The organism is Paenibacillus sp. FSL R10-2796 (genome assembly GCF_037965315.1).
In the GTDB taxonomy this organism is placed as follows: Bacteria; Bacillota; Bacilli; order Paenibacillales; family Paenibacillaceae; genus Paenibacillus_AQ; species Paenibacillus_AQ odorifer.
Map to the genome: position 1 here is coordinate 1239100 of NZ_CP150178.1, position 24619 is coordinate 1263718.

The window sequence follows — 24619 nt, forward strand, 5'->3', positions numbered from 1 at the left end:
TGCGTTCGATGAAACACACTGAACTGCCCGTAAAACAGGGCCTGTATGATCCCCAGTTCGAAAAAGATGCTTGCGGCATGGGATTTGTAGCTCATATTAAAGGCACACCGTCTCACAATATCGTAAGTAAAGCTTTGACAATGCTCTTTAATATGGAGCATCGGGGAGGCCAAGGTAGCGAACCCAACTCTGGTGACGGAGCAGGTATCATGCTTCAAATTCCGCACCGTTTCTTTGCAAGCGAAGCTCAGAAGCTAGGCTTTGCTTTGCCGGAACAAGGCCATTATGGCGTGGGCATGATCTTTTTATCTCATAACGAAGAAGTTCGGGCGCAGCATGAAGCTCTCTTAAGCAATATTATTGCTGAAGAAGGTCAAATAGTACTCGGCTATCGTGATGTGCCTACCTATGATGAAATGCTTGGCAAGACAGCGAAAGCTGCTAAGCCTTTTGTGCGTCAAGTATTTATCGGCCGCTCGGCTTCGGTCACGAATGAGTTGTCTTTTGAACGTAAGCTTTATGTAATCCGCAAACGTGCAGAGCTTGCCATTCGTTACGGTGGTGCAGAAGAGGATGAATCCTTCTATATTCCAAGCTTGTCGTGCCGTAAGATTGTATACAAAGGCATGCTGACTACAGAACAAGTCGGACAATTCTACCTGGATTTGCAGAACGAAGAGCTGGAATCAGCGATCGCGTTAGTTCACTCCCGTTTCAGCACGAACACCTTCCCAAGCTGGGAACGTGCGCATCCCTACCGCTTTATGATCCACAACGGTGAGATCAACACCTTGCGTGGTAATGTGAACTGGATGCATGCGCGCCAGTCATTGTTTAAGAGCGAAGTGTTTGGTGAAGATCTGAACAAGATCAAGCCTGTTATTAACCCGGATGGATCGGACACTGCAATGTTCGATAACACCTTTGAGTTTCTCTATTTGAGCGGACGTTCCCTGCCACAGGTAGCCATGATGATGGTTCCTGAACCATGGAGCAATCATGATAGTATGGATGCTGATAAAAAAGCATTTTATGAATACCACAGTACTCTAATGGAGCCATGGGACGGGCCTGCTGCAATGGGCTTTACCGATGGGATACAAATCGGCGCTATTCTGGACCGTAACGGCCTGCGTCCTGCTCGTTATTATGTAACGAAAGACGATATGATTATTTTATCCTCAGAAGCCGGTGTACTGGACATTCCAGCAGAGGACATCTTATATAAAGACCGCCTGAAACCTGGCCGCATGCTGCTCGTGGATACGAAGGAAGGCCGCATTATCTCTGATGAGGAAGTTAAATCGGCTATCGCCTCTGAGAAGCCTTATCGCCAGTGGCTGGATGAGCATTTGATCAGTCTTGATGAGCTTCCGGATGCACCTGAACTGCCAAATCCTAAGCATGACAATGTACAACAGCTACAGCAGGCTTTCGGCTATACTTTTGAAGACTTGCGCAAGGTGCTTGAGCCAATGGCATCTACTGGTGCTGAAGCTGTCGGTTCCATGGGTTATGATGCTCCACTCGCCGTATTTTCGGACCGCCCGCAACGTCTCTATAACTATTTCAAACAAATGTTTGCTCAGGTAACGAATCCACCCATCGATGCCATTCGTGAAGAGCTGGTTACATCCACAACGACTACGATTGGACCAGAGCGTAATTTGCTTAAACCGGAACCGGAAAGCTGCCGCCAGATCTCGCTGCAAACGCCAATTCTTTCGAACGAAGATTTTGCTAAGATTCGCCATGTTCGCCGTGCAGGCTTCAAATCGATGTCTATTCCAATTCTTTTCCCGGCTGAGCTTGGGTCAGAAGGATTACGCATCGCGCTTGAGCGCATGAACGAGGCTGCTGACCGTGTTATGGCTAAAGGGCATAACATTCTGATTCTGACTGACCGCGGTGTGGACAGTGAGAATGCTGCGATTCCAGCTCTGCTTGCGGTATCGAGTCTGCATCACCATTTGATCCGCCAAGGAACACGGACGAAGGTTAGTATTTTGCTGGAATCCGGTGAACCACGTGAAGTCCATCATTATGCGTTGCTGCTCGGTTATGGTGTGAGTGCAGTAAACCCTTATCTGGCTTTTGAAAGCTTGGATGACATGATCGGCCAAGGCTTATTGCGGGGAATCTCGCATGAAAAAGCAGTGAAGAACTATATTAAAGCTGCGACTAAGAGCGTAGTTAAGATTCTTTCTAAAATGGGAATTTCGACGATTCAATCTTACCGCGGTGCGCAGATTTTTGAAGCTGTCGGTCTGAACTCTGAGTTCGTGGATCGTTACTTTACTTGGACACCTTCCCGGATTGGGGGGATTGGCCTGGAGGAAGTGGCAACTGAGGCGCTTATCCATCATAACCGTGCTTTTACAGAAAAAGACGGAAATGATAAGGTGCTTGACTCCGGTGGCGATTATCAATGGCGTAATGATGGAGAAGAGCATCTATTCAATCCACAGACGATTCATCTGCTTCAGCACTCTGTGCGTAGCGGGAATTATGATATGTACAAGAAATATGCTGCCCTTGTTCAAGGAGAAAGCGAGAAACAATTGACGCTTCGTTCCTTGTTGCAATTCAAGTCAGCCTATGAACCGATTCCACTGGAAGAAGTAGAATCTGCATCGTCCATTATGAAACGGTTTAAGACGGGTGCAATGTCCTTTGGTTCCATTAGTAAGGAAGCACATGAGACACTGGCCATTGCGATGAACCGGATCGGTGGCAAGAGTAATACAGGTGAAGGCGGCGAAGATCCAGCCCGCTATATTCCGGATAGCAATGGTGATTCACGTCGCAGTGCGATTAAACAAGTAGCTTCTGGACGTTTTGGTGTTACCTCGAACTACCTAGTTAACGCTGATGAGATCCAGATTAAAATGGCTCAGGGCGCTAAACCAGGGGAAGGTGGACAGCTTCCGGGACGTAAAGTTTATCCTTGGGTCGCTGAAGTACGTGGCTCAACAGCAGGTGTGGGTCTGATCTCACCTCCACCGCATCATGATATTTACTCTATCGAGGATTTGGCAGAGCTGATCTATGATCTGAAAAATGCAAATCCACGTGCAAACATTAATGTTAAGCTCGTATCGGAAGTTGGAGTGGGTACGATTGCTGCGGGTGTAGCCAAAGGGCGCGCTGATATTATCTTGGTTAGTGGCTATGATGGAGGTACAGGGGCATCGCCGATGAACTCCATTCGTCATGCGGGTCTTCCGTGGGAGCTTGGCTTGGCTGAAACCCATCAGACATTGATGCTCAACAATCTGCGTGACCGTGTAGTTCTGGAAACAGATGGTAAAATGCTAAGCGGCCGCGATTTGGCTGTAGCTGTATTGCTTGGGGCCGAAGAGTATGGTTTTGCCACTGCTCCGCTAGTATCTGTTGGCTGTATTATGATGCGTGTCTGCCAAATGGATACTTGTCCGGTTGGTGTAGCTACACAGAATCCGGATCTTCGTAAGAATTTTACCGGTGATCCGCAGCATGTAGTTAACTTTATGACCTTCGTGGCACAGGATCTACGTGAAATTATGGCAAGTCTCGGCTTCCGTACAATTGAAGAGATGGTAGGCCGTACCGATTGTCTAGACGCAACTCAGGCGTCGAAGCATTGGAAGAAGAAAGGCATAGATTTGAGCAGCCTGCTGCATACACCGGAATTACCGGAAGGAAGCACACGCTTCCGCAGTAAATACCAGAATCACGGTCTGGAAGAGACACTGGATGTTTCGCAGCTGCTCGACCTGGCAGCACCTGCACTGGAATCAGGTACGGCTGTTGAGGCATCACTGCCAATCACGAACGTTAATCGTGCCGTCGGAACTATCCTTGGCAGCGAGCTGACCCGCAAGTATGGGGCCGCAGGTTTGCCTGATGATACGATTCGGCTTCATTTCACCGGTTCTGCTGGTCAAAGCTTGGGTGCATTCGTGCCTAAGGGAATCACGCTTACGGTGGAAGGAGATTCCAATGACTATGTAGGTAAAGGATTGTCGGGTGGTAAGATTATTATCAAGCCATCTCCGAAAGCTACCTTTGCTGCTGAGGACAATATCATTATCGGAAATACTGCATTCTACGGTGCAACAGGTGGAGAAGCTTATATTAACGGTATCGCTGGTGAACGTTTTGCCGTCCGTAACTCCGGAGCGAAGGTTGTTGTAGAAGGCGTGGGTGACCACGGCTGTGAATACATGACTGGAGGCCGAGTGGTTGTCCTTGGTGAAACTGGCCGTAACTTTGCGGCAGGGATGTCAGGCGGCATCGCTTATGTCTACGACCCAGATAGAACCTTCATCGGCCGCTGCAATCTCGAAATGGTACTGCTCGAGAGAGTGGAAGAGTCTGAGGAGATCGAAGAGCTGCGTGAGCTGATTATCCGCCATACCGAGCTTACAGGTAGTGCGGCTGGCGCACGAGTACTGAATCAGTGGGCAGATAGCTTGCCGAACTTCGTTCGTGTCATTCCGAAGGATTACAAACGGATGATGGAGCAAATTCGCAAGGTAGAACAAACCGGATTGACCGGAGAAGCTGCGTTGATGGCTGCATTTGAAGCAAATATGCGCGAGCTTGCCCGTGTTGGCGGTTAAACTGTTGTACTTGAATGAAATAGGAACTAAATGAATAAGGGGACCTGACTCTTCCTAATACCGGAGAAGTCAGGTTCCTTTTTTTACTGGCAGACTCTTATCCTCTAGTGATTTTCGGAAAAAAGGGTATATGTGGTAAACTAGGTTATAGATGAAAGGAAGTGAGACTATGTCGAATACAGAAATATTGATGGAGCCTGTTGCCCGCCTGCAGGGAGTCACCAAAAAAATCGGCTCGAAAACGCTGGTGAGCGATTTAACGCTGGACATCCCGCCTGGACAAATCTTCGGTTTTTTGGGACCCAACGGAGCAGGTAAGACTACTACAATACGGATGATGGTAGGATTGATTTCCATTAGTCGTGGAGACATCTTGATCTGTGGCCGTAGTATTAAAAACCATTTTGAAGAGGCTATCGCAAATATAGGGGCCATTGTAGAAAATCCAGAGATGTACAAGTTCCTCACCGGTTATCAGAATCTGCGCCAATATGCACGGATGGTGCCAGGGGTAACAAAGCAACGGATAGATGAGGTTGTCGAGCTAGTCGGACTAGGTCAAAGAATTCATGACAAAGTTAAGACCTATTCGCTAGGTATGCGTCAGAGGCTGGGAGTGGCTCAAGCACTGCTGCACAGACCCAAGCTGCTGATTCTAGATGAGCCAACCAACGGGCTGGACCCACAAGGGATACGCGAGCTCCGAGACTATTTACGCCGTTTATGTCAGGAAGAAGGAACAACTGTATTCGTCTCCAGTCATTTACTTTCCGAGATGGAGCTCATGTGTGACAGCGTAGCGATTATCCAAAATGGACGACTGGTGGATGTGAAGCAGCTGAAAGGGGTAGGCAATACTGTAATGCCTCTGGGAGAAACCTTGTTCGAGGTTGATAATGCTGAGGCTGCGTTAGCCCTCATTGGACGTGGAGTATTTAAGAGTGGGGGACTTGTGCTTGAGGCAGAGCGTGAGGAGATTGCAGAATTAAATGCCAAGCTAGTGGCAGGTGGGATTAAGGTGTATAACATCAGAACCCTTGCCCGTACGCTGGAGGATCAATTCTTAGAGGTTACAGGAGGTGAAGGAATTGGGTGAGTTTACAGCTCTCATACATAATGAGAATATCAAAATATACAGCCGTGTCCGCACATGGATTATGCTGCTTATTCTTGCAGTGATGAGCGTGCTGCTTCCTGCGCTTATTTATTTCACAAGCGAAGGCGATTCATCGCTTATGGGGCTTTGGGACAACTTTCAGATGACGGTGAGTATTGCGTTCTTCTTGAATACAATCTTTACCGTTGTAGTGGCTTCTGACTCCGTAGCGGGCGAATTTACCTGGGGAACCATTAAGCTGCTGCTGATTCGCCCGTGGAGTCGCTCCAAGATCCTGCTCTCGAAATATATTTCCATGGTGTTATTCAGTTTGCTTAGCACCGCAGTATTGATTGCTTTTGGGTTTGGTGCTTCGTTAATCTTCTCCTCATCTTCGGGAGATACGATGTCATCCATTACGGCTTGGAGTCCAGCGGAATATTCCTTCCTAGATCTCCTATGTCGTTACATTGAGCTTTTCCTGACTGCTGCTCTGGCTTTCATGGTATCTAGCGTATTCCGCGCAAGTGGGCTGGCTATTGGATTATCCTTATTTATTATGTTTGCCAAGAGTATTTTTACGGTTATTTTTAGTCCAGAACGGTTTGAATGGGCCCAATACTTGATCTTCACACATATGGATCTAAGAGGTTACCTATTGTCGGATACGGGTCCGGGGGGCTCAACACTTGGCTTCTCCATAGCTGTATTAGCGGTGTACTATATCCTATTCCTGGCCATTTCCTGGATTGTCTTCCGTAAAAGGGACGTTGCTTCATAGAAATAAGTCTAGCCGGCTTCAAGTGTTCCTTGAGCTTTGGAGGAGCGCTTGGCTGCCTTGTCCTTTTTCATATTACTTTTGGGCTCACCTGCTTTTTCAGAGGTGGGCTGTTCTTGCATGGCAATGGAGCCATTCAGGAGGCTGCCTTCCATAATGCTAAGTGCTCCTGCTGAAATATTGCCATGCAATTCTCCGGTTCCGGTCATAATGAGTCTGCGATCAGCCGTAACATCACCGTATACTTTGCCGGCAATCACGATTTCTTCCGCTTTAATACTGGAGCGCACTGTTCCTTCTTCTCCTACAGTCACGACACCACTGCAAATAATCTCACCGCTAAAGGTACCCTCAATCCGCAGGTTTGTATCACATTGCACCTTACCCTCCAGTGTTCCTCCATGCCCAATTAGGGAATCGGTAGATTTAAAGGGGACACGCTGCTGCCGTTTGTTCCACATTTATAAATTCCTCCTATTTTGAAATTAAATGCAACCCTTTAGGGTTTGACATACGCCAAAGGGTTGACTGTTTTATTCTGCTTCACAACCTGAAAATGAAGATGAGGACCTGTGCTTCGGCCAGTGCTTCCAAGCAAGCCGATTTTCTGCCCTTTGCTAACCTTGTCTCCCGCAGATACGATCATTCCGTTCAAATGCATGTACCAGGTTTCCAATCCATTTGAATGCTTAATCACGATGTATTTTCCGCGTGCGCCCATTTGTTCCGCAGTAATAACCTCGCCATCTAAGGCAGCATATACAGGATCACCGATGTTCCCAGCAATATCGACACCGGAATGGAACGCAGACAAACCTTTGAATGGATCTGAGCGGTAGCCGAAGCTTGAAGAAATGACTTTGGACTCGGTAGGCCAGAGCGGTACAGCGTTAAGTTTAGCCTTTTCTGCACGGGCCTTTTGAGCTTGCAGATTTGCCTGTACGTTATTCTCATGCTCTGCCTGTGTGATCGTCTGTGTGATACTTTCCACCATTTCATCAAGCATCCCGTGAATCTCCTCAAAGTCATCCTTAGTTTCTTCCACCAAGCTCGTAGCGTCGTTCTGATACACCGCGATGTATTCTCCACCAACCTGCGGGGTGAGTGTTTTTGGAAGGGCTGCGGTGATGGCCCCAAAGCGGAAACTTATGGCGGATAGAGAAGTGGAAGATGAGTTCTCTTCTGTACTCTGCTTAAAGGAAGTCTCTTTAGGAACAGGAGAAGAAAGACGGTTCGATAAACCTAATGTTGAATTTGAAGTGGCCGATCCAGCTTTTGATTTTTCTGTTGCGGATTTCTCCGGTTGAGATTCATTCGTGTCTGTAGCGGCAGCAGCACCTTTGCTTTTGTTAATCAATGCTTGCAGCTCCTGTTCCAGTGCATTTACACTCTTCAGCTTGTCTTTAATGTTATCTGCCTCTTCCGAAAGTTCGCTGACCTGGCTACGAAGCTGTGTTAAATCTTTATCCTTGTCGGCGACCTTCATTTCCATGCGGAGATTGGTTAGCGATAGTGCGGCTGCCTCGGCTTCTAGCTGTGAGATGGACTGAGAGGCATGGAAATGCATAGAGGTGACCAGACTGGAGATAGACAGGGCTGCTGCTGCCGGTAAGGCGAACGCTAGCGGTTTGGAGATGTGGAGCTGTTTGACTGGACGTCCGGCATCCCTTACGACAAGCAGCGTAATCCGTTTATGATCTGGCTGACTCTTCATGGCTTCTCCTTTCTGCGGCTTATGGCAGCCGCTTGCGATACCTGAGGCTAACGACTTTTCTTCCATTAGGCTCATCCGAATTGTCCTACTACTCTATGTATTCCATATCTTTCAGGAACATGACAACGGTTTGTTTGAATAAAGAAGGAGAGTTACGGCAAAACCTGTACTAGAGTCATCGCAGAGAGTCTATTGCATCTGTTTTTATTAATTGAGGGGGTAGAGAATTGAAGATTTTCGCGATAATTCTAATTCTTTTTATCATACAGATTGCATTGATTGTATTTCTGGAGTACCGACGCCCGCAAAGGGCTATAGCATGGTTGTTTATTTCCTTCTGTTGTCCACCGCTCGGTCTGGCATTCTATTATTTTCTAGGTCGTGACTACAGACAGAATAGAAAATTGAACAAAAGATGTACTTCACTCTTCCGGGAAATCCGTTCGTATGTCACTGGTAAGATTAAGGTAGTAAAACAAGCGTCGGATACTGGAAACGCTCAGTTTGAGAATAACGAGGGTTTATTGGTTTTGCTTGCAAAGCTCTCGGAAGGGCCTATTACAGGCCATAACAAAAGCAGAGTGCTGTCAACTGCAAGAGAAGCTTACGACGCTATGCTGGAAGCCATGGAAGAGGCAAAAGAACATATCCACATGCAATTTTATATTTATCGTGATGATGAGATCGGAGAACAGTTTCAGGACGTTATGATTCGAAAGGCGCGGCAGGGAGTAAAGGTGCGTTTGCTTTGTGATGGACTGGGCAGTCATCGATTAAGCCGTAGGTTTATTCGAACCCTGAGAAATGCCGGGGTGGAGTTCCACTTTTTTTTACCTCCGATTAGTTCTTTACTGGATCGTCGGTTTAATTTCCGCAATCATCGGAAGATCCTAGTGGTGGACGGATTGATTGGTTTTACGGGGGGAATGAATATCGGTGATGATTACTTAGGAAAGGACGCCAAGATGGGTTACTGGCGCGATACCCATCTGCGTTTAGAAGGAGATTCTGTTTATTATATTCAGTATGTCTTCCTGAAGGATTGGAGACTGGCCTCTGGTGAAGGTATGAGTCATCCTCGTTTGTTCCCTGAGCACTCTTGCAAGGAGCAAGAGGCCGTGCAGATTGTAGGAAGTGGACCGGATGCTGCGATCGATGCTTCTCAGGAGATGTATTTTGCCGCTTTTTGCTCTGCTAGGGAACGGATCTGGATTACTTCACCGTATTTTATTCCGGACCCTGCGATTTGTCGTGCTTTGAAGAGTGCAGTCCTTCGTGGAGTGGATGTTAGAATCATCATTCCGGCAAAGCCTGATAATAAGCTTGTTTATCATGCTTCTTTGTCTTATCTGGAGAATTTACAAGATGCAGGCGTGAAGTTCTATCGCTACACCAAAGGATTTATGCATGCCAAAGTCATGATTGTGGATGATCTGCTGGGTACGGTGGGAAGTGCGAATCTGGATATGCGCAGCTTCTATTCTAATTTCGAAATGACAGCGGTTTTGCTGCATCCTGAGACGATAGCAGAGCTAGTCGCGGGGTTTGAAAAGGATCAAAAGAACAGTGAATTCATTGATCCTGTAAAATTTAAGGAGAGAGGGAGAATTGTCAAACTCGGTGAAGGGCTATGTCAGTTGTTATCACCGCTGTTATGACCGGAAAGAGGACTAAATCTGAATTTTTCGAAGGATAGTACGTGTTCCATTCATTATTAGAGCATATTTTGTGATATAATAATTGTATAAGAAGAAATGTAAGAAAGTATAGATTGTAGTTATACTTCCGAATGTTTCAAAACTATACTGTTAAATTGTAGGGGGAGTTCTATGAATGTGAGTCCACAAATGTTTACCAAAGAGGAGCAGAACAAACTGCAGAAGACCGGTGCCCATAAAATGGCTAAGTTCGCGCAGCGTATGATCATGTTATCCGTAGGGGCCGCCATGATGGCTGTTGCACTTGAGATATTCCTAGTACCTAATCAAATGATTGATGGCGGGATTACCGGTATCTCCATTATTTTATCACATTTATTTGACATTCCTCTGGGTATATTATTGACACTGCTCAACCTTCCGTTCCTGTTAATCGGTTATAAGCAAATCGGTAAGACATTTGCCTTATCTACCTTATATGCGATTTTACTTATGTCTATCGGCACTTCAATGCTGCATCATGTAGAGGCCTTTACAGTTGAACCGATGCTTGCTGCCGTGTTTGGAGGTATCATTCTAGGTGTAGGTGTTGGATTGGTTGTACGTTTCGGGGGATCTCTAGACGGTACAGAAATTGTTGCGATTTTGGTAGCCAAGAAGCTTCCCTTCTCTGTAGGTGAAGTAGTTATGTTCTTCAACCTGTTCATCTTGTCCGGAGCTGGATTTGTGTTCGGTTGGAATAACGCGATGTTCTCCCTGATTGCTTATTATATTGCATTTAAGGTTATTGACATCACCCTTGAGGGTCTGGATCAATCGAAATCAGTATGGATTATCAGTGATAAATTCCGCGATATCGGGGAAGCTCTGACAGAGCGTCTTGGACGTGGTGTTACTTATTTAGATGGAGAAGGCGGATTTTCCGGTGAGAACAAGAAAGTGATCTTTGTAGTTATCACCCGTCTGGAAGAAGCTAAGCTTAAAACCATTGTTGAAGATTGGGATTCTGATGCATTCATCGCAATAGGTAACATCCATGATGTTAAAGGTGGCCGCTTCAAGAAGAAATCCATCCACTAGCGTAGCTCTTAAGTATCATTAACTGAAAGAAGGTATTTTTACGGATAAAAAAGCAATAAATACGGTGAACAAAGCTCGGCCTGCCGTATTCTTATATAGTATACCTTCTGTCCTTGAGTGGGACGCCAAATAAGCTCGTAGCATGTAGTTGATGCTGCGGGCTTATTGCTGTTTTTAGGGTCTTTTTTCTATGGGATTGCTCCTTTATGGGAGCTTAGCAATGAGCTGTTCAACGGGCTGTGGGGGCACTTTCTCTAAAAGATCTCCCATACGCAGAAGGCGTTCCTCGATATTGAGCAGATGAAAATTAGAGGGAGATACATTTTGCTGAACCTCCTCCCAGAGCAAGGGTGTAGAAACTGTAGCAAATGGTCTTGCGCGTGGTGTGTAAGGTGCAGCTAATGTTTTGCCGCTATAATGCTGAAGGTAGTCAAAATAAATTTTATCTCCGCGATTCTTTTTTAGACGTTCCAGGGTGAACAGGTTGGGATGCTTTTCGGTGACATAACGACCCACAAAATGCCCGATTTTCCGCAATCCATCAAAAGTAACGCCAGTCTCGATAGGGACGATGATTTGCACCCCGGTAGCACCGGAGGTTTTGGGTACAGAGGAGAGGCCAAGAGAGGTTAAGACCGCCCCAACGATCGCAGTTGCTTCCATGATGCGAGGTTCGATCTCAAGTGACGGATCAAGATCAATCATCCACTCACAGGGCAGCTCGCTGCCTACATAATGCAGGGAAGGGTGGAATTCCAAAGCAGCCAGATTCCCCAGCCAGATCAGCTCAGGTAAACCTTGCAACTTGATATAGTTAATATTCTCGTGCACAGCGGTTTGGACAAAGGCCGGAAGCGGATCAGGCGCATTTTTCTGATAAAAGGACATTCCAGAGATGCCGTGCGGATAACGAATGACGGTAAGCAGCCGGTCTCGGCAATAACGCAGCAGATAGGGAGAGAGTGCAGCGAGCTTTTGCAGATAAATCCGTTTGGTAATGCCACATTCAGGCCACAGCAGCTTCTCTGGGTTAGTGATGATGATTTCTTCTCCGTCGATGGTAATTGTACCTTTGATCGCTGCCGGCATCGGGGAAACTCCTTTCTGTGATAGGAATGAAGGTATTATGTGTCAGTCTGCTCCTTTTCATGAAAAAAATATTCCCATAGTGTCCCTTTTGGATGATCATAAGACTTATAAGGATATACGTTAATGAGAAAGGGGAGTTTGCTGATTTTGGACGGGATCGAGCACACTGTTGTTCGGGTACAGGCAGGCGAGGTGGATTCCTATGCCTTGATCGTCGAGGCTTTTCAAAAGCCGATTTACCGCTATTGCTGTCGGCTGCTTGGGAGCCGTACTGAAGCGGAGGATGCAGTACAGGAAATTCTGGTAAAGGCATATCAGCATATAGGCACATACCGCCCTATCGCGAGCTTCTCTTCATGGCTATATAAAATTGCCTACCATCATTGCCTCAGTCTGATCCGCAAACGTCAAAGTCAAATAAAGTTTATGGCGCTTTTTCAACCAGATCCGCCTGCAGAAAGCCCGGAACAGTTGATGGACCGTTACATATTTAACGAACATCTGACTTTTGCCCTCGCGAAGCTGAAGACAGAGGAGCGAAACCTGTTAGTACTTAGAATCTTTGAGGAACAGAGCTTCCCGGAGATTGCGGAGATTCTGGATAAGAATACTGATACTGTGAAGAAGAAATACAGGCGAACGATTACGAAGCTTGGTAAAATGCTGAATGCTCAGAAAGGGGGAACGGAATGGTGCGGCAACGAAGCTTTGTTGAAGAGAAAATGATCAAGAAAATGGATGCGGTAGGGAGCTGCGATGAGCTGGATGTAAAAGCAGCTGTTATGAAGCGGGTAAGAGCAATTCATGAACAACAGAATAGGGTTGGCGGTGAAAGGACGAGCATCGTTATCGAGCTGAAGCCGTTCCCAGAACCGGAAGATCCTATTATGCAGAAGCAAAAGGAGATGCCCCAACACCCGTCTAGGTTTAGAAAAAGAGTGCTCACAGGAGTCTCCGCGGCTGTATTGCTGGGGATTATCGGGTTGGGTGCTCTGCAGCTGTCTGAACATGGAAAGTTATCGGAACAAGGTAGCCAGTTTACAATTGATATCACAAAACCCCAAGGTGGTATTATTACACTAGTGAACAGCGGAGGGAAGGCTGTTGTGAAGACGATGCATAATAATACGCCTGATCCGACAACCTCGCCTGCGATAGAGAAGTATCAGAGCTTATCTATGATTTATAAAGAGCAAGTGCTTGCTCGTTTAAACACTGGGGAAATGGCTGCTTATTATGTGAAGGATGCTGAATTAAATAAGCTGGAGTTAGGGTTAGGCTATGGAAATCAATTGCAGTTTGCTTTTATTTCGCCGGTGTATTCGAAATATCAAGACTTCGTAAAAGAATTAAAAACGGTTGGCGATTTCTGGCCAGGGTTGCCTTCCTCGTTAGCTGATGGTTATGAATTCGAGCAAGGAACTTTTAACGCAGCTCCCCTATACAAGTCGCTAGACACAGAATATGAAGAAATCCTTGAACAATTTCAAAAAAAGGCTACAACCGATAAAACTGGACAAAACTTGTTTATGGAGAAGATAGCTGCAAATTCCATAGATAATGCTGAGGTTACCTACCACAACGGAGATCAAAGAATTACACTATCCTTAAGGCAGAGTGTTTTTAAGGGTTATACCATGCAAGTGTCTATCTTGGAAGGCCAGACTGCTGAAAAATGGTCTGTGACAGGTACAGGTAAAGAGGCAATATTTATCGCGGCGGGTACTGGAAAAGGGAAGAATGCCTGGTTTTCTCAGAATCGATTGTATTGGTATGATGAAGCCACCCAGATGGTTCTTTCTCTGAGCGACAAGCAGGAGAATAAACTGACTCGTGAGCAATGGCAAAAGATTGCCACCAGTTTTATTCACTAGCTACTGTTCTAACTGTACATTAGGAGAAGCTGTCTCAAAAGTAGTGAATTCTACTTGGGAGGCAGCTTTTTATGGAATAGGGAAATAATGGATTTTACTGTGCCATGTGACGATATACCACGCGTAGTGTTCTATGCTAATGGTTGGGGCGATGTGCTATGTATGATTTTCGTGCGGCTTGCAGTAGATGATTTGTGGAATTAGTGGTATATGTGACGGTGGACTATGGGCGATACGTTCTGTGTTTGTGCAATGTATAGAATGCTTTAAACTAATTAGGGAAAAACTCCCTGAAAATAGCCGCTATTTGCTCTAAATGAACGAAATCAGGGAATTCCTCCCTAATAATCAGGAGAATTGCTTTATTCGTTGCCGAATTGGCTGAATTTCAGGGAAGTTTTCCCTAATTATAGGTCCAATGAACAGAAATATCTGAGGTTTAGGGAGAAATTCCTCAATTGTTCTATAAGTACTTCACTTATTGCATCATTAGGAGCGTCACTTGATGCGGCACTTGTAATGTTAAGAACAAAAAAGAGGCTGTCCCAAGCAACTATTTCATGGCTTTTGGGACAGCCTCTTTTTTGTGAAAAAATGTCCCTTTTTCTAATGTTGGATTGTTATAGAAGTGTAGTTAAAAACAGGGGTGAAAATACATTTACCTTATTGAAGGAGAGGATGTTAGAAATTGAAGCTCCATTATGATTTCAAAAAAACAGTTATCGCGTTCTCTGCAGCAATCTTGCTAGGAACAGGAGTGGCCGGGGGTGTGGATGTACCCGGCTTGTCTCTTACAATTGCGGCGGCATCAGGAGCGCAGGTTGCCTCACAAACCGATCAGAAGACCCAAAAGGAATTGCAGGCACTCGTAGCTGGAGTGAAGGAAGGTACGCTTTTGGCCTACTACGTACGGGATAAAGTCTCCAATCCACAGGATGCGATCAGCTTCTCTGGCAAAGGGTTTGTTTTTAAAGACTATAAATCCTTTGCTGCGAAGTTTAAAGCGCTAAAGGGTCCGTCTATTCCGCAGCCCGGAAATCTTCCTAAAGGCTTCACTCTGGCGAGAGCCATCATCTATCCACCGGCTGTAGCTAATGATTCAGAGCTGTATTTGCAACTAGAGCAGGAATTGAAGGCAGCAGCGGTTGCTGGTAATTCTAATAAACAGTTGTTTAGTAAAATCATCAGCTGGAACCAGACGAATTTGTCTATGCAACTGTATGCGAAAGGAAAAGCCAATTTTAGCATTGTAACTGGGTCGCCGCCATCCAAACTTCCGGAAGGAGCGGTACCTTTTGTAAGAGCTTCGGAATCTAAGAAAGAATTAACGGTCAACGGCAGAAAAGTAGTACTTACAACTGATTCCGCTAAAGACGCAAGCTTTAACACAAAGCTAGTATGGCTGGATAACTCAGGCACGATACAATATACCCTTTCAGACAATCGGGCCAGTACGCTGACGACAAATGAAATGCTGGCGGTAGCTAAAACCATGATCAAATAACCAAGGGGCTAAAGGAGGATATTATAATGATGATTAAGAAAAGCGCGGCGATTACAGCCTTAAGCTTATTAGTATTGATAAGTGCGGTGAGTGGAACAGCAGGCGCAGTGCCTGCGGGGAGTAATAATAAAAGTAAAGCTACCGCACCCGTTGACCAGAATACGCCCATATCTTCAACGATTGAAGCTTTGATTGCCAAAGAAAATACAGTTCCCTTACAAGCAGGCGAACTTAAGATCCTGTATGTAAATGATAAGAAATCTAATCCACATGAAACCTTGAGTATAAGCTATATGCCATATAGATTCAGTTCTATAAACGAAGCGGCGCAGAAGTTACTTTCATTAAGCGGGAAGTCACTCCTGATACCTACTTCTCTACCAGAGGATTATAAGTTACAGGATGTCGTTTTAAATCCAGTGATTCCAATGTTTTTTAGCTCAGAGTATAAAACCCTTAGGGATCAGTTAAAAGCTAAAGCCCAAGCTGGTGGTAAAAAGGTGATTTCGCAAAGCTTGAAGTGGAGCAATACAGAAACCTCTATCACCTATCTACGAAATGGAGAGAGGTTGAATTTAAGATCTGCACCTGCATACACGCTACCGGAAGGGGTGACTTTGGCCCAGCTGCCTGGGGATCAGGATGAGAGCTTGACCCTCAACGGGGTTGAGGCGATTTACACAGTTTTTGGGCCTCATCACGGTGATCTTAAAGTCCAGCTGGTATGGTCCAGTGCTGATGGAAGTGTCGATTATACACTTACGAGTACAAAAAATACTGCGCAGACAAAGGCAGAGCTTGAGGCCCTTGTAACAAGTTTTACAGCACAATAAGAAACGTCCTCCCATTTCAGATTGGGAGGACGTTCTTTTATCCTTTTTGCTCCATTGTGCATGCCTCCGGGGGAAGATCCACTTTAGCTTGAGTAACAGGCTGACGCAGAGTGCCCGAGGTGTTCCATTCCAGAAAATGAACTTTGAAGACGAGCTCCGGCTTTATCCAAAAAGCACCCTTACCTCGTTGTGGAACATCTGCAAAGGGCATCCGATCCAGCTTAAGGCGGTGTGCCTCCGCAGTTAAGTCGCGTTTATCCTGTACAGTCAATTTTCCCGGACCGGTATGTCCGATATAATGCAAATTTCCTTTATCATCATAAAGACCAAGAAGCAGTGCGTTGACGATACCGTCACGGAACGTCACACCCCCGGCTACAGCTGTAATATCAGAACTGATTTTGCGTTTCTGCCAACGTTTATCTTTTCCGCCCGGAGCATAAGTACTGTTAATGTCCTTGCAGACGATTCCTTCCAAGCCCTGGTTCTGAGTGGCGGCGAACAGTTCTGTAGGATCGGTATAACTTGGCACAGCTTGAACATGGGGATGCGGCAGCAGAATGTCACTTAACAGCTGCTGCCGCAAGAATAATGGTTGATCCATCGTAGATTGGCCATTATAAAACAGAATATCAAAAATCATATAAATGACAGGAACCTGATGCCTAACGACGGAAATTGTGGAACCGTTTTTCAAACTGTCCCTCCGCATCACCTCATGAAATGAGGGTTTGCCGTCCTTGAGTGCGATAATCTCACCATCAAGAATCACGGAGTCAGCCTTGCAGTAAGCAGATACATCAATAAGTTCTGGATATTGCGTGGTACGGTAATTGCCACGTCTGTTAATAAGCTGAGTAGTGCTTCCATCGTAATAGGACAACATCCGTACGCCGTCCCATTTAATTTGTGCGATCCACTGGTCACCTGCTGGAAGCTGCCCAGCCAGTATAGGTTCAAAAGGAATAATGGGCTGAAGCTTCATCCGCAGAGCCTCCTAAGATACGGTTGTTTTGCTTTTCGTGCTGCGGCGTTTCGGTTTTGGCGTGATGACTGGAGTCGGCCCGGAGACCTCGTTTTGCTGCTCCGCAGGTTCCGCGGCGGTTGTTTTGGTCTTGGCTGTTTTTCTTTTGGCAGCAGGAGCCGCTTTAGTTTTGGTTTTTGTGTTGCCTGTTAATGAAGGACCAGGGTCTGAAGGAATATGCTGCACAGCTTGAATACTAGCCTGCAAGGCAGCCATTAGATCAATCACATTGCTTTCCTGTTTAGCAGGAGCGATATGAAATTCCTCGCCTGCAATTTTATGTGAGATCAGATCAAGCATACGCTGGCGATAATCATCGGTATATTTTGCCGGATCAAAAGGAGTGGATAGCTGTGAGATCAGCAGCTTAGCCATTTCCAGCTCTTTATCGTTCACTGTCCCTGCTTCGGGCAGACCAGGCACTTGTGAGATCGGCCGCACCTCATCAGGATAAAAAATGGTCTCAATCGCAAGGCAATCCTCAAGCACACGGATCGCTGCCAGACTGCTTTTTGAGCGGATTGAAATTTTGGCGATACCAATTTTACCTGTCTGCTTCATGGCCTCCATAAGAAGTCGATAAGCATTTGAGCCTGCCTGATCCGGGGATAAATAGTAGGTTTTTTGAAAATAAATCGGATCGATCTCCGTCAGGTCTACAAAGTCGAGAATGGAGATGCTTTTACTGGTCTCGTCGGATAGTTGATCCAATTCCTCTTTGTCGAAGAGCACAAACTTCCCTTTTTCATACTCATATCCTTTACCGATCTCTTCCCAAGCTACCTCTTTGTCACACACCGGGCATTTGCGTACATACGACAGCGGGCTGCCACACTCCTTATGGATATAACGCAGAGAAATGTCCTTGTCTTCCGTAGCGGAGAACATTTTAACCGGAACATGCACAAGCCCGAAGCTGATGGCTCCTTTCCAAACGGTATGCATGAGAAACACCTCCTGATCTAAGTTGATTTGCTTTGGGTTAGTATGAGGCAGGAAAGGCTTTTCTAGCCGGGTGCATTTTTTGAGAAGCTTGGGAAAAAATAAACTCGGACCTGTGAAGTTGAGGAGGAGAATCTAAGGTATGGAACCAAGAGATAACGAATGGAGCGATGCGCTGAGCGAGCAGGATATTCCGGCCACAGTTGTGGATTGGGAGAGCATTATTGCGTCCACGGAGGCCAGTCAGGTTTCCGATTCGGAAAAGCTAGATGCGGAACGAACCCTCGAAGATACGTCACCCTTAGAATCGTAAACTTTAGGAAAGATAAAGGAGGAGAACAGTTGTGGACGTCAAACGGGCACAGGATATTTATGCTTCTAAAGAAACTGTAAGTGTACATTTGGATGGGGAGCCTGTATGGATTGAACATGTGGATGAAGAGAACGGAATGGCTACGGTACAAGTTGGCTCTCGACCAACCAATACGCACACTGTGGGTGTTGAACGACTCGAAGAGCAAGAGCACTAACAAAGGTCTACTTAGAGCGTACGTTAAAGCTGAATTATAGTTTTTAAAAAAAGAGACTTTTTATGCTTAAGTTTGCGTAAAGGTCTCTTTTTGATTTGGAGCATAACTGACATCAAGGTTGACGGTGTAAGATTTAAACCAATATATTGGATCAGGCAGGACAGTCCATTATTGTTGCGCTGTGTTCAGGAGTTATTGCCACAGTATTATTCTTTCAGGCTACAGATATGGTAGGAGCAGCATGAGCGGATTAGCGGCAGTCGAAGCCACCCAATCTCGCAGCGTTCGGTATCGAAATTCAGCTTAACCACGCAAGTGAAGAAGAGGGCTGTACCTCCTTCGGCTTAAACAATGGGCAGGGACAGTTGTTGCGGTGGATGGACCATACCGATATAATTGAATGTAATGGTTTTCGACAGGTATATTTTAAAAGGTGGTAGTTGTAGTTGGACAAAACAGTCGAAACGGTGTTCACTTACCGTTCTTACAATCTGCAGGATACGGAGCAACTGGCAAGTGCAATAGCTGCTGCTTCAACGGCAGGCATGGTTATCGGTTTGGACGGTGATCTAGGCGCAGGAAAAACGGCCTTCTCGCAAGGTTATGCTCGCCATCTTGGAGTGAAAGGGATCGTAAACAGTCCTACTTTTACTATTATTAAAGAGTACGAAGGTCGTCTGCCGTTATATCACATGGATGTATATCGGATTTCACTTCAGGAAGCAGATGAGCTTGGATTGGATGAGTATTTCTATGGTCAGGGTGTTTGTTTGGTAGAATGGAGCAGTATTATTACGGAGTTAATGCCGCCGCGGCATATGCATATATACATGGAAACAGTTGGACCGGAGGAAAGAATCATTACGGTGACCGCAATCGGGGAGCCTTATGGTGAGCTTTGCCGGGAGCTGATCCAGAAGTGGGGTTAATAAAAATGACGAACGAGAATACAGAGCCGCGCAAGCGGCTTTTAGCGCTGGATACATCAACTGCCGTATTGGGGGTTGCAGTGACCGAGAATGGAGAATTATTGCATGAAATTAATGCTTCCGGTGAACGGAATCATTCGGTGCATTTGTTGCCGATTATAGAGCAGGCGCTGCAAGCTTCGGGAACAACCGTTGCTAATCTGGGCGGGATTGCGGTTGGTGTGGGCCCGGGATCTTATACGGGAACACGGATCGCGGTTACCGCTGCCAAAACACTGGCTTGGGCATGGAATGTCCCGGTAGTTGGTATTTCGAGCCTGCATGCTGTGGCATGGGGTGGGTATGAAACAGCCCTTAAGAATAAGACGACAGCAGAGTCAGGACAAGCCACTGCGAACAGTGGCTACGGTCCAGACTGGATCATTCCACTGATGGATGCGCGTCGGGGACAGGTCTACACAGGATTATTCGCAGCGGATGAGAATAGTTCTCTTAGCCGCCTTGAACCAGATGCCATCCGGTTGATGGCCGACTGGGTGGAGTACTTGGCAGAACGTTTACAACAGGCTTCAGCTGAAGGAACTAAACCAGCTATTCTATGGTTTGTTGGAGAAACCGCTGTACATGGCAGCGAAGAATCACTACATCCGCTGGCGGAACTCGGCACTTCTGCAGCTGTTCCATATGAGCTGGAGGGCCGCTGGACAGGCTTCCTTGGTGAAGCCCGGCTGCAAGTAGAGAATGATGATATTCATAGCTTGATCCCTAACTATACTCAGATTTCGGAAGCGGAGGCCAATCTGCGGTTAAGTAGTAAAGGAGGCTTAAAACGATGACGGAAGTGGAATCATTGAGAGCACAAGAGGCTGACCTTGTTTTTCGTCTGATGAAGCTGGAGGATATTCCGGACATTCTTATTATTGAGCGCGAAGCCTTTACCATGCCGTGGACGGAGGAAGCTTTCCGGAATGAGCTGACGCATAATCATTTTGCTAAATACATGGTTATGGAGCTGGCAGGTCATATAATTGGCTATGCTGGAATGTGGGCTATCGTGGATGAGGCGCATGTGACGAATATTGCCTTACTCGAAGCTTATCGTGGACGTAAATGGGGGGAGCGCCTGTTGGAGGAGTTAATGAATACTGCCTCTTACGTAGGCATGAAATCCATTACGCTTGAGGTGCGGGTATCAAATGAGGTAGCTCAGAATTTATATCGTAAAAAAGGCTTTCGTTCTGCCGGTACGCGCAAAGGATATTATTCCGATAATCGCGAGGATGCACTCATTATGTGGGCGGATCTACCGGAGTATAAGGAGCATGGCTATTTGGAAGGAAGCGTGGACTTGAAATGAAGACAGAAACGGGCGCAGCTCAACCTGTACTAATACTTGCTATAGAGACCAGTTGTGATGAAACCTCGGTGGCCGTGGTCAAAAACGGATCAGAAGTGTTATCCAACATCATCTCGAGTCAAATAGAGACACATCGTGCTTTTGGGGGCGTGGTGCCAGAAGTGGCTTCCCGTAAACATGTGGAGGTAATTACGCTCGTAATCGAGGAAGCGCTCGCCAAGGCAGGCGTTACACCCGAACAATTGACTGCGGTAGCGGTGACTCAAGGCCCGGGTTTGGTGGGAGCTTTACTGGTCGGGGTAGTAGCAGCTAAAAGCCTTGCTCTTGCATGGGGCAAGCCGTTAATTGGCACGCATCATATTGCAGGCCACATCTATGCTAACCGTCTGGTTGCAGAGTTGCAGTATCCATGTATGACACTAGTGGTGTCAGGTGGACATACTGAACTGGTTCATATGGAGCGTGAGGGTGAGTTTCGAATTATCGGCCGCACGCGTGATGATGCTGTAGGTGAAGCATATGATAAAGTGGCTCGGGCGCTAGGGTTCCCTTATCCCGGCGGACCCCATGTAGATCGCCTGGCACGCGAAGCGACGGAAGTTGTTGCATTGCCGCGGGTATGGCTGGAGCCGAACTCTTATGATTTCAGCTTCAGCGGTCTAAAATCGGCGGTGCTGAATGTGGTGAATCAGAGCAAAATGAAAGGTCTTGAACCCAATGTCGCAGGCATCGCCCGGGGGTTCCAAGAATCCGTAGTTGAAGTGCTGGTGGAAAAGGCGGTACGCGCCGTTAAAGCCACTAACTCCAGACAGTTATTGCTCTGTGGGGGGGTCGCTGCTAATGGTGGACTCCGCTCGGCATTAATTTCGCGCTGTGAAACGGAGGGCATTGAACTTATTATTCCTCCACCGGTGTATTGCACGGATAATGCGGCGATGATTGGAGCGGCTGCATACGTGAAGTGGCAGCATGACGGTGGAATACCGCTGGATATGGTAGCTGACCCTGGATTCTCACTGGAACAATGGTCTGTATCTGCCTATTGACATCATTTGGAGCTAACGAGTATAATCAGTTCAATTAAACAAGACAAACGCGATGAGCGGAAGTAGTAAGGATACTCTGGGATAAGAGAACTGCGGGTGGGTGCAACGCAGTCGAAGGAGTCCTGAACTCGTCTGGGAGCGGAGCGGTGGAAGCATTACTGGCAATTGTCGCCGGAACGTTTGTACACCGTTTACGGGTAACCTCCGTAATAGGGTGGTCTAGTACCTAACATACTGGACCGTAGAGTGGATGTTCAATTGGAATCGGCAGGAACTTAGCTGATACAGAGCATCAACAAGAGTGGTACCGCGAAGGTTAACAGCCTGTCGTCTCTTGAATGAGATGGCAGGCTTTTTTGTATGGATTTAGAGTGGTGAATAATTTATATAATACACGCTAAGAACGGGAGTAGTAGAGTTTGACGGTGAACAGAGAGCTGCGGGTTGGTGCGACGCAGTCACCGGATTTCTTGAAGCTCGCCCGGGAGCGGAGCGGCGGAACAAGAGTACGCTGCCTACGGCTGTCCTCGTTATCGGACCTTTCCGGATTTAAGCTGGCACGCCAGCTTGAACCGGGAAGAAGAGCTGGACGCAGCTTTAAGGCTTGTTATTAAGACAGCCGATGCGTCAAAAAGAGTGGTACCGCGGAGGGGTAACCCGCCGTCTCTTTATTAGAGACGGCGGGTTTTTGCGTTCTTGTAGAAGAAGTCCGGGGAATGGACTCAACGCTACATAAGACGCCAAAAGTGAACACTCTGCACATTGTGCAGAGATTCATTTGTTTCAGCTGCCGGCAGCAGTGGGTGGGAAATGAGCAGAACCGCAAGTCGACGTGTGGTTCTGCGCTGAAGCATAGGATAGAGATAAGGCATCCAATTACATGAAAACAAAACTAGGAGGAATTCAGATGATTATTCCAGTTAAGAAACGTATTCAAATTTTCGATACGACCCTGCGTGACGGTGAGCAGGCCCCTGGGGCTAGTCTGACTCCTGAGCAAAAAATATTGCTGGCTTATAAGCTAGCTGATCTGGGTGTTGATGTAATGGAGCCGGGGTTCCCGGTATCGAGTCCTGGAGATTTTGCAGCGGTGCAGACGATTTCGCGCAAGGTGCGCAACGTGGAGATTTGTGGTTTCGCGCGGGCCGTAAAAGGAGACATCGATGCTGCAGTCCGGGCGACTCAAGATGCTGAACGTCGGCGGATTCACTTGTTCATTTCCTCTTCTGATATTCATTTGCAGCATCAACTGCGTATGAGCAGAGCTGAAGTCGTAGCTAAAGCGCGCGAGATGACGGCTTATGCGCGACAATTCTGTGATGTAGTTGAATTCACGGCCATGGACGCTGCGCGGACAGGGATTGATGATCTGATTGAAATGGTTGAAGCAGTTATAGAGGAAGGGGCCTCCATTATTAACCTGCCGGATACAGTAGGATACGCATTGCCACATGAATATGGCGAGATGTTCCGGAGAGTGCGGCAGGGAGCAAGAGGCGGCGGCAAGGTCAGCTATAGTGCCCACTGTCACAATGACTTGGGGCTGGCTGTAGCTAACAGTCTGGCAGCGATTGATGGAGGGGCGACTCAGATAGAAGTCACCGTGAATGGTGTAGGCGAGCGCACAGGGAACTGCGCACTGGAAGAGCTTGTTATGGCGCTCGAAACCCGCGGCGATGCAATCGGTGCAGAAACAGGCATCGTGCTCGATAAACTGTATGATACTTCACGGCTGATTAGTGGAGCGATGCATTTTCCAATCGCCTATAACAAGCCGGTCGTCGGAAGAAATGCCTTCCAGCATGAATCCGGGATTCATCAGGATGGCCTGCTCAAGGATCGTAGTACCTATGAGATTATGGATCCCGAACGGCTGGGCATCCCCCGCAGCATGATCATTCTGGGCAAACATTCTGGCAGACATGCGCTGAAGGATCGGGCTGCGAAGTATGGAATAACGCTGGAGCCTGCGGAGCTGGATGCACTTTATGAGTCCTTTAAAGAGACCGCTGACCGTCAAAAGGTCGTCAGTGATGACCAGCTGCTGCAAATGGTAAGCAGTACAACTGGACAACAAGCTCAGGTCTATGAGCTGGGTGAGGTTCAGGTATTGGCGGGCAGTGCCCAGCGCCGTGTAGCTGCAGTTACGGTACGCCATCTGCAGACTGGCCGGGAAACGTCACATACCAGCACTGGTGAAGGTCCGCTTGAAGCGATTATCGCCGCTATTGGGCAAGGGATTGCTGAGGAGATAGACTTTGCAGGACTCGAGCTTCATTCGCTTGGAAGCGGAGAGAATGCGCAAGCAGAAGCAGCGGTGATGGTGGAGTGGGAGGGCCTTAAATTCAGAGGCACGGCCACTCACCAAGATATAATTATGGCGGCAGGCATCGCTTATATCGCAGCCTGTAATGCTGCCCTGCTCTCTACACAGATTGTCTAAAATACGACGTGCCCGCTGTCAGTTTAGGAGATAGCGGGTTCTTTTTTAGCATAAAATCAGTCTTGTAAAATGGGGTTACGTCTTTTGTCAAGTTGTGGACAACGTTATCCACATATTC

General features: G+C 46.9%; 22 protein-coding genes, 1 pseudogene and 2 other annotated features. Of the genes and pseudogenes, 18 read left to right on the forward strand and 5 right to left on the reverse strand.

The window, feature by feature from the left end; translation table 11 throughout:
- Positions 1–8: 8 nt before the first annotated feature.
- The 3 genes from gltB to NST58_RS05470 all read left to right on the forward strand — a co-directional run bounded on the left by gltB (position 9) and on the right by NST58_RS05470 (position 6481).
- Positions 9–4604 (forward strand): glutamate synthase large subunit, encoded by a 4596-nt coding sequence (gltB, locus tag NST58_RS05460; RefSeq protein ID WP_339246632.1) that lies wholly within the window; start codon positions 9–11, stop codon positions 4602–4604.
- A gap of 169 nt (positions 4605–4773) precedes the next feature.
- Positions 4774–5700 (forward strand): ABC transporter ATP-binding protein, encoded by a 927-nt coding sequence (locus NST58_RS05465; protein WP_232061156.1) that lies wholly within the window; start codon positions 4774–4776, stop codon positions 5698–5700.
- Positions 5693–6481: an ABC transporter permease gene (locus NST58_RS05470; protein WP_076185050.1), complete on the forward strand. Its 789-nt coding sequence runs from the start codon at positions 5693–5695 to the stop codon at positions 6479–6481. The genes NST58_RS05465 and NST58_RS05470 overlap by 8 nt, the downstream gene beginning before the upstream one ends.
- Before the next feature lie 8 nt (positions 6482–6489).
- Here the strand turns inward: NST58_RS05470 and NST58_RS05475 are convergent, their stop codons facing one another.
- Both NST58_RS05475 and NST58_RS05480 read right to left on the reverse strand, forming a co-directional pair.
- On the reverse strand, positions 6490–6939 hold the full coding sequence (locus tag NST58_RS05475; protein WP_038568928.1) for a polymer-forming cytoskeletal protein: 450 nt from the start codon (positions 6937–6939) through the stop codon (positions 6490–6492).
- A 38-nt stretch (positions 6940–6977) separates the two neighbouring features.
- Positions 6978–8258, reverse strand: a complete 1281-nt coding sequence (locus NST58_RS05480) for a M23 family metallopeptidase (protein WP_076185051.1) — start codon at positions 8256–8258, stop codon at positions 6978–6980.
- Between the two features lie 161 nt (positions 8259–8419).
- On the opposite strand from NST58_RS05480, the gene cls reads away from it, so the two are divergent.
- Together cls and NST58_RS05490 are read left to right on the forward strand one after the other, a co-directional pair.
- On the forward strand, positions 8420–9850 hold the full coding sequence (gene cls / locus NST58_RS05485) for a cardiolipin synthase (RefSeq protein WP_076129238.1): 1431 nt from the start codon (positions 8420–8422) through the stop codon (positions 9848–9850).
- Positions 9851–10090: 240 nt separating this feature from the next.
- Positions 10091–10930: a YitT family protein gene (locus tag NST58_RS05490; RefSeq protein WP_248547977.1), complete on the forward strand. Its 840-nt coding sequence runs from the start codon at positions 10091–10093 to the stop codon at positions 10928–10930.
- A 204-nt stretch (positions 10931–11134) separates the two neighbouring features.
- On the opposite strand, the gene ligD is transcribed toward NST58_RS05490, so the two are convergent.
- Positions 11135–12019, reverse strand: coding sequence for a non-homologous end-joining DNA ligase (gene ligD, locus NST58_RS05495; protein WP_076276844.1), 885 nt, complete (start codon positions 12017–12019; stop codon positions 11135–11137).
- A gap of 123 nt (positions 12020–12142) precedes the next feature.
- On the opposite strand from ligD, the gene NST58_RS05500 reads away from it, so the two are divergent.
- The 5 genes from NST58_RS05500 (at position 12143) to NST58_RS05520 (ending at position 16230) form a co-directional block, all read left to right on the forward strand.
- On the forward strand, positions 12143–12745 hold the full coding sequence (locus NST58_RS05500; protein ID WP_339246638.1) for a sigma-70 family RNA polymerase sigma factor: 603 nt from the start codon (positions 12143–12145) through the stop codon (positions 12743–12745).
- Positions 12709–13893, forward strand: a complete 1185-nt coding sequence (locus NST58_RS05505; protein ID WP_339246641.1) for a hypothetical protein — start codon at positions 12709–12711, stop codon at positions 13891–13893. The genes NST58_RS05500 and NST58_RS05505 overlap by 37 nt, the downstream gene beginning before the upstream one ends.
- Positions 13894–14262: 369 nt before the next feature.
- Positions 14263–14598, forward strand: a complete 336-nt coding sequence (locus NST58_RS05510; RefSeq protein WP_076185054.1) for a hypothetical protein — start codon at positions 14263–14265, stop codon at positions 14596–14598.
- On the forward strand, positions 14582–15397 hold the full coding sequence (locus tag NST58_RS05515) for a hypothetical protein (RefSeq protein ID WP_339189720.1): 816 nt from the start codon (positions 14582–14584) through the stop codon (positions 15395–15397). Before NST58_RS05510 ends, NST58_RS05515 begins: the two co-directional genes overlap by 17 nt.
- Positions 15398–15423: 26 nt before the next feature.
- Positions 15424–16230 (forward strand): hypothetical protein, encoded by an 807-nt coding sequence (locus NST58_RS05520; RefSeq protein ID WP_339246645.1) that lies wholly within the window; start codon positions 15424–15426, stop codon positions 16228–16230.
- 37 nt (positions 16231–16267) lie between these two features.
- On the opposite strand, the gene NST58_RS05525 is transcribed toward NST58_RS05520, so the two are convergent.
- Both NST58_RS05525 and NST58_RS05530 read right to left on the reverse strand, forming a co-directional pair.
- Complete coding sequence (locus NST58_RS05525) at positions 16268–17215, reverse strand: RNA ligase family protein (RefSeq protein ID WP_076129231.1); 948 nt, start codon at positions 17213–17215, stop codon at positions 16268–16270.
- Between the two features lie 12 nt (positions 17216–17227).
- Positions 17228–18199 carry a Ku protein gene (locus NST58_RS05530; RefSeq protein ID WP_076185058.1) on the reverse strand — a complete coding sequence of 324 codons (972 nt, stop codon included), beginning with the start codon at positions 18197–18199 and terminating at the stop codon, positions 17228–17230.
- 139 nt (positions 18200–18338) lie between these two features.
- Here NST58_RS05530 and NST58_RS05535 point away from each other — a divergent pair, with 139 nt between their 5' ends.
- From NST58_RS05535 to NST58_RS05570, 8 genes and pseudogenes are all read left to right on the forward strand, one after another.
- Complete coding sequence (locus tag NST58_RS05535) at positions 18339–18509, forward strand: hypothetical protein (protein ID WP_175617343.1); 171 nt, start codon at positions 18339–18341, stop codon at positions 18507–18509.
- Positions 18510–18540: 31 nt separating this feature from the next.
- Entirely contained in the window at positions 18541–18726 is a 186-nt protein-coding gene (locus tag NST58_RS05540; RefSeq protein WP_036676525.1) for an H-type small acid-soluble spore protein, read from the forward strand.
- A 149-nt stretch (positions 18727–18875) separates the two neighbouring features.
- A pseudogene (locus tag NST58_RS05545) lies at positions 18876–19003 on the forward strand (multidrug resistance efflux transporter family protein); the annotation flags it as partial.
- A 190-nt stretch (positions 19004–19193) separates the two neighbouring features.
- A complete protein-coding gene (tsaE, locus tag NST58_RS05550) occupies positions 19194–19655 on the forward strand; it encodes a tRNA (adenosine(37)-N6)-threonylcarbamoyltransferase complex ATPase subunit type 1 TsaE (protein WP_256716125.1) in 462 nt (153 codons plus the stop codon).
- Between the two features lie 5 nt (positions 19656–19660).
- A complete protein-coding gene (gene tsaB, locus NST58_RS05555) occupies positions 19661–20491 on the forward strand; it encodes a tRNA (adenosine(37)-N6)-threonylcarbamoyltransferase complex dimerization subunit type 1 TsaB (RefSeq protein ID WP_339246649.1) in 831 nt (276 codons plus the stop codon).
- A complete protein-coding gene (gene rimI / locus NST58_RS05560) occupies positions 20488–21012 on the forward strand; it encodes a ribosomal protein S18-alanine N-acetyltransferase (protein WP_036676521.1) in 525 nt (174 codons plus the stop codon). The genes tsaB and rimI overlap by 4 nt, the downstream gene beginning before the upstream one ends.
- Entirely contained in the window at positions 21009–22058 is a 1050-nt protein-coding gene (gene tsaD, locus NST58_RS05565) for a tRNA (adenosine(37)-N6)-threonylcarbamoyltransferase complex transferase subunit TsaD (protein WP_076099403.1), read from the forward strand. Before rimI ends, tsaD begins: the two co-directional genes overlap by 4 nt.
- A gap of 43 nt (positions 22059–22101) precedes the next feature.
- Positions 22102–22396, forward strand: a binding site (T-box leader).
- 52 nt (positions 22397–22448) lie between these two features.
- Positions 22449–22729 (forward strand) — a binding site (T-box leader).
- Positions 22730–22965: 236 nt separating this feature from the next.
- Positions 22966–24501 (forward strand): 2-isopropylmalate synthase, encoded by a 1536-nt coding sequence (locus NST58_RS05570; protein WP_036676518.1) that lies wholly within the window; start codon positions 22966–22968, stop codon positions 24499–24501.
- Positions 24502–24619 lie beyond the last annotated feature (118 nt).